The organism is Paraburkholderia xenovorans, assembly GCF_046030735.1.
Lineage (GTDB): Bacteria > Pseudomonadota > Gammaproteobacteria > Burkholderiales > Burkholderiaceae > Paraburkholderia > Paraburkholderia xenovorans_A.
Window position 1 is genome coordinate 35,136 of record NZ_JAQQBV010000017.1, and the last position, 12,565, is coordinate 47,700.

Sequence of the window (12,565 nt, forward strand, 5' to 3'; positions counted from 1 at the left end):
TTCTGGATCGGCACATGCAATACCACTGGAACTGGAGCATTCTGCTCAGCCCGGTCTCGACGGGTGAACCCACGACCTATCTCGGCTGGCTGCTGTCCGGCCTCGCGACCACGCTGATCGTGTCGCTTGCCGCGTGGGTGATCGCGCTCATCGTCGGCACGGCATTCGGCGTATTGCGCAGCACGGACGACAAACGGCTCGCCGCGCTCGGCACCGCCTACGTCGCGCTATTTCGCAACGTGCCGTTGATCGTGCAATTCTTCATCTGGTATCTGGTGATTCCCGAACTGCTGCCCGCTGCGGCCGGCAATGCATTCAAGGCGTTGTCGCCGTCGGTGCAGTTCTTCTCGTCGTCGATCGTGTGTCTTGGGCTGTTCACCGGCGCACGCGTTTGCGAGCAGGTGCGCTCGGGTATCGCCGCGTTGCCACGCGGTCAACGGGCGGCCGCGTTCGCGCTCGGCCTGACGCAACCGCAGACCTATCGGTACGTGTTGTTGCCCGTTGCGTTTCGAACGATCCTGCCGCCGCTGACGTCGGAGTTCGTCAGCGTCTTCAAGAACTCGGCGGTCGCATCGACGATCGGCTTGCTCGATCTGTCCGCGCAAGCGCGTCAGCTGGTCGACTACACCGCGCAAACCTATGAATCGTTTATCGCGGTGACGGTCGCTTACTTCGCGATCAACATCGTCGTGCTCCAGTTGATGCGGCGCGTCGAGTCGCGCACGCGGCTTGTCGGCTTTATCGGAGGCAAGTAATGCATCGTCTCGACTGGAGCGGCATTCCCGCCGCATTGCCCACGCTGTGGCTCGGCGCGCTGATCACGCTGAAAATCCTGGCGGTGGCGCTCGTCGCCGGCATGGCATTGGGCACTGTGCTCGCGCTGATGCGGCTTGCTCCGCTACGGCCGTTGCAGTGGTTTGCACGGGCTTACGTCACCACGTTCCGTTCGATCCCGCTCGTGATGGTGCTGCTGTGGTTCTACCTGATCGTGCCGCAGGTGTTGCAGGCGGTATTGGGTCTGTCCGGCGCGTTCGACACGCGGCTTGCATCGGCACTGGTGGCGTTCTCGCTGTTCGAAGCCGCGTACTACGCAGAAATCATTCGCGCCGGAATTCAGGCGGTGCCGCGCGCGCAAGCGAACGCCGCACTCGCGCTCGGCTTGCCCTACACGCAGACGATGCGCTACGTGATCCTGCCGCAAGCGTTTCGCGCAATGGTGCCGCTGCTGATGACGCAGGCGATCGTTCTGTTTCAGGACACGTCGCTCGTCTACGTGATCAGCCTCGCGGACTTCTTCCGCACGGCGACGAATGTCGGCGATCGCGACGGCACCAGCATCGAGATGACACTGTTTGCGGGTGCAACGTATTTCGTGATCTGTGCGCTGGCGTCCGCATCGGTCAGATATTTTCAACGGCGAGTGGCAATATGATTTCCATTAACAACATCTCGAAGTGGTACGGTCAGTTTCAGGTATTGAGCGACTGCACGACCTCTATTCAAAAGGGCGAAGTCGTCGTGGTGTGCGGGCCGTCCGGTTCGGGCAAGTCCACGCTGATCAAAACCGTGAACGGCCTCGAGCCGTTCCAGACAGGCGAGATCGTTATCGACGGTCAATCGCTCACCGACAAGAAAACCAATCTGTCGAAACTGCGTTCGAAAGTCGGCATGGTGTTTCAGCACTTCGAGCTGTTTCCGCATCTGTCGATTGCACAAAACCTCACGCTCGCGCAGATCAAGGTACTCGGCCGCTCGAAAGACGAAGCCGCGGCCAAGGGATTGAAGCTGCTCGACCGCGTGGGTCTGCGCGCGCATGCGGACAAATTTCCGGGGCAGTTGTCGGGCGGTCAGCAACAGCGTGTGGCGATTGCCCGCGCGCTGTCGATGGATCCGATCGCGATGCTGTTCGACGAGCCCACTTCCGCGCTCGATCCGGAAATGATCAACGAAGTACTGGATGTGATGGTGGAACTCGCACAGGAAGGCATGACGATGATGTGCGTCACGCACGAAATGGGCTTTGCGAAGAAGGTCGCGCATCGCGTGATTTTCATGGACAAAGGCCTGATCATCGAAGACGACCGCAAAGACGAATTCTTTGCGAATCCGAAATCGGATCGCGCACGCGACTTTCTCGCGAAGATTCTCCATTGACGCCGCCAGGCGTGACCAGATAGCGAGTGGCGCGGAGGAAAGCGTATGGAAGTCAAATGGATCGAGGACTTTGTCGCAGTGGCGCGGCATCACACGTTCTCGCGCGCAGCCGACGTTCGCAACGTCACGCAATCCGGCCTCAGCCGCCGCATCAAATCGCTCGAACAGTGGGTGGGCGCGGAACTGATCGACCGCAGCACCTATCCGCCAACGCTCACTTCCGCAGGCCGACTGTTTCTCGAAGCCGGCGAAGACGTGCTGCTCAGACTCTTCGACGTTCGCGCGATCATTCGCACCGAGCAGCGCATTCCCGGCGCCGGTTTGCAGGTGGCAGCCGGACACGCGATCTCCGTCGGCTTTCTGCCGGCGTGGATCAAGTCGTTGCGTCAGCGTTTCCGCCAGCTGCATCTGCGAATCGTGCCGACCAATGTGCACGACTCGATCCTGATGCTGCTGAACGGCTCGTGCGAATTGATGCTCGCGTACGAGCATCCGGAGTTGCCGTTGCATCTGGATCCCACGCGCTTCCCGTCGTTGCGGGTGGGCACCGACGTGTTCGTGCCGATCTCGGCGCCGAACCAGCGCGGCGGTCCGCTGTACCGGCTGCCGGGTACGTCGGCGCATCCGGTGCCGTTGATCGCGTATAGCGCGGGGACGTATTTCGGGCGCTGCCTGAGTCTGTTGTTGCATCAGGTGCAGACGAAGGCCGTACTCGGCACTCGTTTCGAATCGGATATGGCCGACGTGCTGAAGCAACTCGCGCTCAACGGCGAAGGCGTCGCGTGGTTGCCGCGTAGTCTGATCGAAAGCGAAGTGGCATCGGGTGCGCTGGTTCTGGCCGGCGACGACCGGTGGAAGCTCGAACTGGAACTGCGCTTATATCGCGACGGGCAGAACAGCGCGAGTCTCGTGCAGGAGTTGTGGGAAGCACTCGCGGCCAAAGAAAGCGACGGCAATAGATAAGCCGAGCGAATTACCGGCAATCCGCCCGGACTGCTTCAACCCACGCTCTCTTCACCGACATGTTCGATCGCGTCCGGCGTCAGTCCGAACTGTTGCCGCAATCCCGTCCAGCCTTCGGGCGTGATCTGCACCGACCGCGAAGCGCGGTTGCGCATCAGCCAACCCTTCGTACATAAAAGCTCGAGCAACGCCACGCCGAGCGGTCCTGCGAGATGATGCTGGCGCTCTGTCCAGTCGAGACATTGGCGTGCGATTCCATAGCGGCCCGGTCTTGTCGCATCGATATCGAGTCCTAGCGTGCGCAACCACGTTCGACCTGCATCCGTGACTTCGAACCGCTTGTCCGGCGCGGCGGCTAAAAAGCCCCGCGCGGTCAGCGTGTGTGTGATCGCGACGCCGACCTTGCCCGCCAGATGATCGTAGCAACAGCGGGCGAAGCGCAGCTTTTCGGCGTCGCGGCTGGGCGCTTTCCTGCGGACCGTCGGCGGCTTGCCGATCGACGCGAGGCTTTCGAGCGCCAACGCGACTTGCGGGTCGGCGAGCCGGTAGTACCGGTGACGCCCCTGTTTCTCGACGACGACAAGCCCCCCATCGAGCAGCTTCGCAAGATGACTGCTGGCCGTCTGCGGCGTGACGCCCGCTGCATAGGCCAGTTCGCCGGCCGGCCGCGCGCGGCCGTCGGCCAATGCCATCAACATCGCGGCGCGGGCGGCATCCGCGATCAGGAAAGCGGTGGCGGACAGATTGGGCTGAGCATTCAAGGCGATCTCCGTGACTTCAGCGCGAAGCATAAGCGGTTTCAATGGTCGCATGTTTCGACACGCATCGAAGCATCGGATGCAACGCGCCCTCGATACTGCGCAAACCACACCACGCAAAGAGGCGGCCCTAGATGGATCGCAGCAAGCATCAACAGCGCGTGCTACTCGCGACGAGTATCAGCTATGTGATCGTGATTCTCGATACATCGATTGTGAATGTCGGGCTCGAACGGATCGCCGAGAGTCTCGCGGGCGGCATCGCCGGATTGCAGTGGGTCGTGACCGCTTACACGTTGACGTTCGCCAGCCTGTTGCTGACTGGCGGAACGCTGGTGGACCGGCAAGGCGCGCGCAACGTCTATGTAGCCGGATTGCTGGCGTTTACCGTGGCCTCGGCGCTGTGCGGCGTCGCGCAAAGTCTTGCTTTGCTCGTCGCGGGTCGCATTTTGCAGGGCGCCGGCGCGGCGTTGCTGGTTCCGGCATCGATGACGCTCATCAACGATACCTGGCCGAATCCTCGTGAACGGGCCGCGGTTTTCGGCTTGTGGGCCGGACTTGGCGGCGTGGCGATGGCATCGGGGCCGTTGATCGGCGGCCTGCTGATCGGCTCGATCGGCTGGCGCAGCATCTTTCTGGTCAACGTGCCGATTTGCGTTGCAGGTGTCGTGCTCGCGCTAAGGGTTCGTATTGCTGAACCGGTTTCGCCGCTTGCGACAAAGCGTTCGTTCGACGTTGCCGGGCAGATAGCGGGAATCGCTGCGCTGGCGTTGCTTAACCTTGTGGTAATCGCTGCACCCCACTATGGATGGGGCTCGCCTGTGATCATCGGATGCAGCGTCGCGGCGTTGACGGCCGGCGTCGCCTTCATCGCGATTGAAGCCAGCCGATTCCAGCCGATGATGCCGCTCGACCTGTTTCGCAACGCGGTGTTCTCGGGCGCCGCGTGGGTGTCGATGGTGTCCGCCTTCACGTTCTACGGGCTGATGTTCGATCTGAGCCTGCTGTTCCAGCGACAACTCGGCTACTCGCCGATGCACGCCGGCCTCGCGTTTTTGCCGCTGACGATCGTGGTCCCCATCGGCAGTCTGTTATCGAAGCGTGCAGCCGGATGGTTCGGAGAGAAGGGGCTGGTTGCCGGCGCGTTTCTGCTGGCGGCGGCCGGTTATCTCAGCTTGATGGCGCTCGGCGCGTCGGCGCCTTATGCATGGCTCGCATTGCCGCTTCCGGCGATCGGTCTCGCCGCAAGCCTCATCACGCCGGCGACCACGGCCGCGATGATGGCGTCGGTCGAGCGTGATCGCTCGGGAATCGCAGCCGGCGTGCTGAACGCCGCGCGCCAGATGGGCGCGCTGCTTGGTGTGGCGCTTTCGGGTTCGTTGATCGCCGCTCACCCGCAGATCGGCGACGGCATGCGGTGGAGTGTGCTGATTGCAGGCGTGCTGTCGGCAAGCGCCGGCGTGATCTGGTGGCGCGCGTTGACGCGCTCCCCAGCCGTTTGCTCGCCTGCGCCTGTATCAGACGTGTTATCGCGCAAGCGGCCTATGCAGTGACGACAGCGTTAAGACGCTGGCTTTCAGCACGCACGCAAGCGATTGATTGATTGATAACCGGCGACGCGCCATGAACTCACAGCGCATCGCCAGTTGCGGGTACATCAACTATTAGCCTTCGCGACGAGCGCCCGCAGCACGGTTTCCAGTTCCACTTCGCCTTTGAGAACTTCGGCCGGCTTTCCTTCGAAGTCGATCCAACCTTCATTGAAGCCGTCGACCATCCGCATGCGCGGCAGCGGATGCTTCATCCCTTGAGCGCGGAACAACGCTTCCCATGTGTCGCGCGCGACGATCTGCGCTGTCACCGTTTTGCCGAGGATCCTGGCAAAAGTCGCGGCGATGTCGTTCGGCGTGATCCGGCGCGGCCCTTCGAGTTCGACCACACGCGTGCCACTCCAGCTCTGCAACAACAGATCCGCGGCGACGCGGCCCACGTCCGCCGTCGCGACCATCGGCACGGGCTTGTCGAGCGGCTGAAGAAAGCTGGACATGATGCCGGTATCGCGAGCCGGCACCACGTCCCATGCGGAGTTCTCCATGAACCAGCCTGGACGCAGGAAAGTCACGGGCACCGGCAGGTCGCGCAGCGCCTGTTCCATCAACGTGCGTTGCGTGAGCAGATTGAGTTCGGTGGCCTGCGCGCCGATCGTCGACAGGCAGACGACCTTTTCCGGTTGCGCCGACTGGAGCGCCGCGCTTACGGCGTCGATCACGGCGCGTGCGCCCGGAAAGCCAGGCGACGGATCGAAATCCGACGGCGGCAAAATGAAGACGCCTTGCGCGCCTTTAAATGCAGCGGTGAGGCGAGCCGCATCGTTCATGTCGGCCGTGACGATCTCACAGCCCAGCTCCGCCCATGCACTCGCCCGCGCAGCATCGCGCACCACTGCACGGACCGGCTGCCCCGCCGTGAGCAACGCACGCGCCACCGCGCCGCCTACCTTTCCTGTGATTCCCGTGATCGCGTACATGTCTGCTTCTCCAAATGAGTGTTGTCGAAGGGCATTGTGGACAACCGTGGAGGGAAACAAAATGACATGAGTGGCATTAATGAAATGACATCGAGTTATCAATATCGAGTGCCACTTTACTCAATTCATCTAACGTATAGCGTGTTTTATGCAGGAAAGCCGTGCTTACATGGGGCGATGGGTATACAGTCGGACTACCGGTCGCATTCGGCCACCCTTATTCTGGAGCGATCATGCGACCACAAATGAAAGTGACAACCCGTACGAGCGGCACCGTGAGCGAATATGCGCTGTCACGTCAGGCACAGGCGCTCGTGCTCGAACAGGCCGACATGGCGCGGGCGGAACAACGCCGCATCAACGACGCTCGCATCGATTCCAACGCAAGCAAGTGGCGCTATTCGGCACCGTTGGCCGGGATTTAATGCAGGCGCGGCACGCATTGATATCTTTCCCCGACGGATACGCGATAAACAATCCAGTTTCCGTCGAAGAACCACCGCACAACTAAGCAGACAACACATCCACTAGCTTAACGCGGATGGCACTCCCAATCCCGGTAAGCCGGCGCGTCCAGCGGCGTCAGCCCAGGAATCATGAATACCGAGCAGCCGAATCGCCGGCCTTTTCCGGTCGTCGCGTCATAGGTCACGGGTTTGCCGCCGAGCGAGTTGCCTTGCCCGTATTTGACGTTGGTAATGGTCAGTTCGTCGGAAGAAGCGAGGCCGATTGTTTTAGCCGTGGTCTTCTGCACGTCGATCATATTCATTTGCGTCGTGCCGCAGGCCGACAATCCGGTCAGCAGGATTGCCGAGATTGCGACGACTTTCAGTCCTTTCTTGCTCAAGGATATCTCCAGAAATGCGATGGTCGAATTCGATGCTTCTCGTCGCTTATATCGGCGCAAACAGTGATTCCGTTCGTCGAGCGATCGAGCGAGCGACGAACGGAGCGGCAATTGGAGAAGTCGTTTAACCGATGTGCGGTAGAAATTGAAACCGTCGCGATAACGGTTTCATCGCACAGTCGTATCACCTGAAGAATCAGGCGAAGGAATGGTAGCAGCGGGCGATTGAAGGAATTTGCCTGTACATCCCGATTACTTGCCTCAGCGTCTCATCGATTGATAAGTCGCTGCCGAGCGTCAACCACTCGAATGCACAACGGCGAGCACGGCTACGAAAACGTCATTCCGCCTTCCGCGTCGCTCCAGCGCGCAACCCATTCGGGCAAAGTCGGCGACGCCTGCGTAATCCCCGCCACCTCGATCAACTCGGCCGTGCTCACCACGCCGCCGCTTCGCTTCAGGAAGCGCGCCCGCACGACAGCCAACGCGACTTGCACATCGCCGCGCACGAACCCTTGTTCGATGAAAATATGTTTTTCGTCCCAGCCGATAACGCGCGTGTGAACGTCATAACGGTCGCCGAGTTCAAGCGAGCGGTGAAAACGCATTGTCTCGAGTGTGACGACCGGATACCAGCGGCGTGCTTTCACTGCCGCCACAGGCCGCTTCTCATCATCAGATCGACGCGCGCCAGATCGAGGATCGTGAAATAGCGGCCGTTGTTCATGTGGAACAACACGTCGAGGTCGTTGAACCAGACCCGAAAAGGTGTGACGCAGGTGTCGAGCACTTGCAGCCGGGTCCGGCGGCGGCTGGTGAATAACAGAAACAGCAAACGGATGATCAGACTCATGTGAAAGCTCGGTATGGAAACGGTCCGCCGCCTACCCACGCACGCGACGGGAAACGTGCATGGTAGTCGCGCAGACGCGACTGCGGACCTATACCGCCGAGCAATCTGTAGAGCACGCACTCGAAAAGACGCGACGTGCGCCAAGGCCGCGATGAATCTAACCCTGTTGTGCCTGTTGCGCCTGCCAGCCGATACCGAGGCTCTTCTGCAGCGACACAAAGTTCTTGAGCAACTCGGCCTGTCCCGCGACGACATTCTGCTGCGCGGTGAACTCTTCACGTTGCGTGTCGAGCAGGTCGATCAACGTGGCAACGCCTGCGGAATAGCGCTGCCGCATCAGCGTGGCCGAATGACTCGCGGAGGCCTCCACCTTCTGCAACGTGACAACGTGCTCGCGCTGATGCCCATAGCGCGACAGCGACGAATTCGCGTCCTGCAACGCGCCGAGCACGGTCTTCGTATAGCGGGCCTCGGCTTCGTCACGCGAGGCCTCTGCGGCATGCACGCTGCCCAGCGTCCTGCCGAAATCGAGCGCATTCCATTGCAGATACGGCGCGCCGATCCAACTGAAGTTGCTCTTGCGCACGAGGTGACCCGGATCGCCCGCGCTGAAGCCGATATCGCCGAGCAGCGTCACCTTCGGGAAAAAGTCCGCGATGTGTTCGCCGATCTGCGCATTGCTCGACGCGAGCCGCCGTTCCGCGGCGCGAATGTCGGGACGCTGCTGCAACATTGCCGACGGATCGCCGATCGCCACCGTCGCGGGCAACGCCGGCAGCGGCCGCGCAACGGCAAGTTGTTCGTCCAGCGCGCCAGGCTCACGGCCGGTCAGCACGGCGAGGCGGTCGAGCGAATCGGTCAGTTGCGCGTCGAGCGGAATCAGCGTCGCGCGCGTGTTCTCGACCTGCGTGGTCAGCCGCTCGACATCGACGTCCGCGGCCGTGCCGCGCTCCCGGCGCTGCTGCGTGAGCGTCAGCATCTTCTGTTCGGTTTGCGCCTGACGTTGCGCGAGTTCGAGCCGCGTCTGCTCGTCGCGCAGTTCGATGTACGCCTGCGCGACCTCGGCGGCGAGCGACACCTGGGTGTCCGCGAGATCGGCATCGACAGCTTGCGCATCCGCCGATGCCGCTTCGATCGCGCGACGCGTGCCGCCGAACAGATCGATTTCCCATGTGGCGTCGAAGCCCGCGGTATAGAGCTGCAACGGACCGCGACCCGACGACGACGCCGCGCCATTCCCGTCCGACGAACCGAAGGAACTCAAGTCCGGCGAGCGCATGCGCAACGCGGCCGCATCGGCGGATACCTTCGGCAATGCGTTCGCGCGCTGCGTCTGCAATTGCGAACGCGATTCCCGCAAGCGCGCCTGCGCGATGTGCACGTCGGGACTATGCGCCAACGCAGCGGCGATCAGATCGTTCAGTTGCGGATCGTTGAAGGCGAGCCACCATTGGTTCGGTGCAGGCGTTGCGCTCGTGCCGGCAGCCGGCGTGCGCACGAAAGTCGAGAGGTTGTGTGCGTCGCCGGCAAGCGGTGGCGCACCGTGATAATCCGGGCCGACCGTGCACGCCGACAAAACGGAAACCAGCGCGGCGGCAGCCAACGCGAAACACGAGGGACGGTTGAACATCATGTTGAGATCAGAAGACATTAGTGTCCCGCGGACGAAGGCGGCGGCGCATTCCTGTTCGGCGTTTTCAGAAACAGTGCGAGCGGAATGCAGGCGAGCAGCGCGATGCCGAGCAGATAGAAGGTTTCGGAATAGGTCATCACGACAGCCTGCTGCGTGATCTGCACGCCGAGTTGACCGAGCGCGCGCATTTGCGAGTAAGCCAGATCGCCGGTGTGAGCGAACCAGTTCGCCGCATTCGCCGCGAGGCTTTCCTGACCGGTCAGCGAATTCGCGCTGACCGACTCGCGGATCATCGCGGTATGAAACGTGGTGCGCCGGTCGATCACGGTGCCGATGATCGCAAGACCGATCGAGCCGCCGAGATTACGCGCCATGTTGTAGAGGCCCGCGGCATCGCCGGAATCTTCGCGCGACACGGCCGCCATCGAAGCCTGATTCAGCGGCATCATCGCGAGCATCTGCGCGGTGCCGCGTATCAATTGCGACCAGACGAAATCGTGCCCGACACTTTGCGCGGTCAGGTCGATGTCGATCATGCAGCTGATCGCGTAGAGCAGCAGCCCGGTGATCACCAGCACGCGGAAATCGAATCTGGCAAGAAGCCGCGGCAATAACGGCATGATCATGAACGCGGGCAAGCCGGACAGCAGCATGATCGCGCCGGATTGCTCGGCGTTGTAGCCCGCCACCACGCCGAGAAACTGCGGCACCAGGTAAGACACGCCATACAGCGCCGCGCCGACTGCGGAGACGATCACGATCACGCTGGCGTAGCTCGGATTGCGCATCAGGCCGAGCCGCACGATCGGCTTCTTCGCGGTCATTTGCGATGCGGCGATTAACAGCATGCCGAACACGGTCAGCAAACTCAGCGTCACGATCATCGACGATTCGAACCAGCGTTCGCGCTGCCCTTCCTCGAGCACGACCGTGAGCGAACTGAGACCGATTGCAAGACCGACGATGCCGAGCCAGTCCGCCTTGAAAAACGCTTCCCAATGCGGCTTATCCGACGGCAGACCGACGATCAGCAGTGTCATCAACGCGAGGCAGATCGGCAGGTTCATGAAGAAGCACCAGCTCCAACTGATGTTCTCCGCGAGCCAGCCGCCGACCACCGGCCCAAGCAGCGGCCCGAGCAACACGATCAGCCCGAACATGGTCATGCCGACCGGCAACTGCGACAGCGGCAGACGTGTGCGGATGATGGTTTGCGCGGTCGGGATCAGCGCGCCGCCGGTGAAGCCCTGACCGATGCGGCCGGCGATCATCATCGGCAACGTGTGCGACCAGCCGCACATCATCGAGAACGCGATGAAAAGCGCCGAGTTCGTCAGCAGAAAATTGCGCAGGCCGAACACACGCGTGAGCCACGCGGCCAGCGGAATCATCACGATTTCCGACATCAGATAGCCGGTCGAAATCCACGTGCCTTCGGTGCCGGTGGCGCCGATCTCGCCTTGAATCTGCGGCAGGGCGGAGTTCGTGATCGAGATGTCGAGCGTGGCCATCAATGCGCCGAGCGCGCCCGCGGCAACGGCGACCCAGTCGCCGACACTGGCCCGCTCCTCGGCATGCGGCGCGGCCGGCGCCACGGCTTTGGCGTCAGCCACGATGGTTCTCGCTATCGATGCGTGCGTCGCGATCGCGCGCGGAACGCGTGTCGATATCCACGGTTACCGAAAGTCCGGGCAGCAGCACGCTACGCGTTTCCGCACCGGTGTCGATGCGAATCCGCACAGGCACTCGCTGCACGATCTTCGTGAAGTTGCCGGTGGCGTTCTCAGGCGGCAGCAGCGCGAATTGCGAGCCCGTGCCCGGCGAAAAACTATCGACCACGCCATGCAGCGTATGACCGGGCAACGCGTCGACATGCATTTCCACCGGCTGACCGATGCGCATCCGGCCCACCTGGGTTTCCTTGAAATTGGCCAGCAGATAGGTGTTTTGCACCGGCACGACCGTCAGCATCCGCGTGCCGGGTTGCACGTATTGACCGACCCGCACGGTGCGATCGCCGACCTTGCCGCCGAGCACGCTGCGCACCACGGTGTTGTCGAGATCGAGTTGCGATTGCTGGGCGCTCGCCTGCGCGGCTTCGAGTTGCGCGCGCGCCTGCGCCAGTTGCGCGGTGCTCGAACCAATCTGCGAGCGCGCCGCTTCCACCGCCGCCGTGTTCGCAACGAGCGTGGCGTTCGCCTGGTCGCGGCTGCTGGTCAGTTCCGCGAGCCGTTCGCTGGTTTCCGCGCCGGTCGAAACGAGCGGCGCATAGCGACGCACTTCGTCGCTCGCGTGCTGCGCGCTCACCCGCGCCACCTGTTGCTGCGCCTGAGCCTGCGCGATGTTCGACTGCTGCTGTTCGATCTCGGCCTGCGCGCGTTCGATGTCGGCCTTGCGCGCGTCGATCGTGGCCAGCGCCTGGTTTAGCGCGACCTGATACTGGCGCGCGTCCAGATGCACGAGCGGGTCGCCGGCCTTCACGACCTGATTGTCCGCGACGTACACCTCGGTGACATAGCCCGCGATTTTCGGCGCGATGGTGACGCTGTCGGCCTGCAAATACGCGTCGTCGGTGCTTTCGATAAAGCGCCCGACCGTCCACCACCGGCCGAGCCAGACCGCGCCGACGATCAGCGCGACAACGCCCAGTGCGATCAGCACCGTGCGCCGGGTGGGACGCCGGGTGCCCGCGGCCGGTGAGTCTTCGGCGGGGATCGGGCGGGAGGGAGAGCCTGCGGTCGCTGACATTCGTATCGGTCCAATTGTTTCCAGGTGGAACAATTATTCCAGCTGATAAAAATGTGTCAAGTGATATATTTCGGAAGATGTC

General features: G+C 62.1%; 14 protein-coding genes. 6 read left to right on the forward strand and 8 right to left on the reverse strand.

Translation table 11 applies throughout. The features are described 5' to 3' along the window. Positions 1-14: 14 nt before the first annotated feature. Genes PQQ51_RS18325 through PQQ51_RS18340 form a run of 4 tightly spaced genes read left to right on the forward strand, consistent with a single transcriptional unit; the run spans position 15 to position 3,117 of the window. The gene (locus PQQ51_RS18325) at positions 15-755 is read left to right on the forward strand and encodes an amino acid ABC transporter permease (protein ID WP_408498204.1); all 741 of its coding nucleotides are present in this window, start codon (positions 15-17) and stop codon (positions 753-755) included. Continuing rightward, entirely contained in the window at positions 755-1,432 is a 678-nt protein-coding gene (gene gltK, locus PQQ51_RS18330; RefSeq protein WP_408498205.1) for a glutamate/aspartate ABC transporter permease GltK, read from the forward strand. The genes PQQ51_RS18325 and gltK overlap by 1 nt, the downstream gene beginning before the upstream one ends. Further along, positions 1,429-2,154 carry an amino acid ABC transporter ATP-binding protein gene (locus PQQ51_RS18335; protein ID WP_408498206.1) on the forward strand — a complete coding sequence of 242 codons (726 nt, stop codon included), beginning with the start codon at positions 1,429-1,431 and terminating at the stop codon, positions 2,152-2,154. Before gltK ends, PQQ51_RS18335 begins: the two co-directional genes overlap by 4 nt. A 45-nt stretch (positions 2,155-2,199) precedes the next feature. Then, positions 2,200-3,117 (forward strand): LysR substrate-binding domain-containing protein, encoded by a 918-nt coding sequence (locus tag PQQ51_RS18340; RefSeq protein ID WP_408498207.1) that lies wholly within the window; start codon positions 2,200-2,202, stop codon positions 3,115-3,117. 35 nt (positions 3,118-3,152) lie between these two features. Here the strand turns inward: PQQ51_RS18340 and PQQ51_RS18345 are convergent, their stop codons facing one another. Then, positions 3,153-3,878, reverse strand: a complete 726-nt coding sequence (locus tag PQQ51_RS18345) for an ArsR/SmtB family transcription factor (protein ID WP_408498208.1) — start codon at positions 3,876-3,878, stop codon at positions 3,153-3,155. Between the two features lie 131 nt (positions 3,879-4,009). Here PQQ51_RS18345 and PQQ51_RS18350 point away from each other — a divergent pair, with 131 nt between their 5' ends. Beyond that, entirely contained in the window at positions 4,010-5,428 is a 1,419-nt protein-coding gene (locus PQQ51_RS18350) for an MFS transporter (RefSeq protein WP_408498209.1), read from the forward strand. A gap of 104 nt (positions 5,429-5,532) precedes the next feature. Here PQQ51_RS18350 and PQQ51_RS18355 read toward each other — a convergent pair whose 3' ends face one another. Continuing rightward, entirely contained in the window at positions 5,533-6,402 is an 870-nt protein-coding gene (locus PQQ51_RS18355; protein WP_408498210.1) for an NmrA family NAD(P)-binding protein, read from the reverse strand. Positions 6,403-6,647: 245 nt separating this feature from the next. Here PQQ51_RS18355 and PQQ51_RS18360 point away from each other — a divergent pair, with 245 nt between their 5' ends. After that, positions 6,648-6,827, forward strand: coding sequence for a hypothetical protein (locus PQQ51_RS18360; RefSeq protein WP_408498211.1), 180 nt, complete (start codon positions 6,648-6,650; stop codon positions 6,825-6,827). A 107-nt stretch (positions 6,828-6,934) separates the two neighbouring features. On the opposite strand, the gene PQQ51_RS18365 is transcribed toward PQQ51_RS18360, so the two are convergent. From PQQ51_RS18365 to PQQ51_RS18390, 6 genes are all read right to left on the reverse strand, one after another. Continuing rightward, positions 6,935-7,249, reverse strand: coding sequence for a hypothetical protein (locus PQQ51_RS18365; RefSeq protein WP_408498212.1), 315 nt, complete (start codon positions 7,247-7,249; stop codon positions 6,935-6,937). 329 nt (positions 7,250-7,578) lie between these two features. Further along, positions 7,579-7,908 carry a thioesterase family protein gene (locus PQQ51_RS18370; RefSeq protein WP_408498214.1) on the reverse strand — a complete coding sequence of 110 codons (330 nt, stop codon included), beginning with the start codon at positions 7,906-7,908 and terminating at the stop codon, positions 7,579-7,581. Further along, on the reverse strand, positions 7,896-8,102 hold the full coding sequence (locus PQQ51_RS18375; protein ID WP_408498216.1) for an acyl-CoA thioesterase: 207 nt from the start codon (positions 8,100-8,102) through the stop codon (positions 7,896-7,898). Before PQQ51_RS18375 ends, PQQ51_RS18370 begins: the two co-directional genes overlap by 13 nt. A gap of 157 nt (positions 8,103-8,259) precedes the next feature. Continuing rightward, complete coding sequence (locus tag PQQ51_RS18380) at positions 8,260-9,735, reverse strand: efflux transporter outer membrane subunit (protein ID WP_408498311.1); 1,476 nt, start codon at positions 9,733-9,735, stop codon at positions 8,260-8,262. Positions 9,736-9,752: 17 nt separating this feature from the next. Next, positions 9,753-11,348 carry an MDR family MFS transporter gene (locus PQQ51_RS18385; RefSeq protein ID WP_408498217.1) on the reverse strand — a complete coding sequence of 532 codons (1,596 nt, stop codon included), beginning with the start codon at positions 11,346-11,348 and terminating at the stop codon, positions 9,753-9,755. Continuing rightward, a complete protein-coding gene (locus PQQ51_RS18390) occupies positions 11,341-12,483 on the reverse strand; it encodes an HlyD family secretion protein (RefSeq protein ID WP_408498218.1) in 1,143 nt (380 codons plus the stop codon). The genes PQQ51_RS18385 and PQQ51_RS18390 overlap by 8 nt, the downstream gene beginning before the upstream one ends. Positions 12,484-12,565 lie beyond the last annotated feature (82 nt).

What these genes read in the sequence shown, in the direction of transcription:
- gltK (WP_408498205.1), top strand. Translation starts at nt 755, where the DNA reads ATGCATCGTCTCGACTGGAGCGGCATTCCCGCCGCATTGCCCACGCTG.
- PQQ51_RS18360 (WP_408498211.1), top strand. Translation starts at nt 6,648, where the DNA reads ATGAAAGTGACAACCCGTACGAGCGGCACCGTGAGCGAATATGCGCTG.
- PQQ51_RS18380 (WP_408498311.1), bottom strand. Translation starts at nt 9,735, where the DNA reads ATGATGTTCAACCGTCCCTCGTGTTTCGCGTTGGCTGCCGCCGCGCTG.
- PQQ51_RS18325 (WP_408498204.1), top strand. Translation starts at nt 15, where the DNA reads ATGCAATACCACTGGAACTGGAGCATTCTGCTCAGCCCGGTCTCGACG.
- PQQ51_RS18335 (WP_408498206.1), top strand. Translation starts at nt 1,429, where the DNA reads ATGATTTCCATTAACAACATCTCGAAGTGGTACGGTCAGTTTCAGGTA.
- PQQ51_RS18375 (WP_408498216.1), bottom strand. Translation starts at nt 8,102, where the DNA reads ATGAGTCTGATCATCCGTTTGCTGTTTCTGTTATTCACCAGCCGCCGC.
- PQQ51_RS18340 (WP_408498207.1), top strand. Translation starts at nt 2,200, where the DNA reads ATGGAAGTCAAATGGATCGAGGACTTTGTCGCAGTGGCGCGGCATCAC.
- PQQ51_RS18350 (WP_408498209.1), top strand. Translation starts at nt 4,010, where the DNA reads ATGGATCGCAGCAAGCATCAACAGCGCGTGCTACTCGCGACGAGTATC.
- PQQ51_RS18390 (WP_408498218.1), bottom strand. Translation starts at nt 12,483, where the DNA reads ATGTCAGCGACCGCAGGCTCTCCCTCCCGCCCGATCCCCGCCGAAGAC.
- PQQ51_RS18355 (WP_408498210.1), bottom strand. Translation starts at nt 6,402, where the DNA reads ATGTACGCGATCACGGGAATCACAGGAAAGGTAGGCGGCGCGGTGGCG.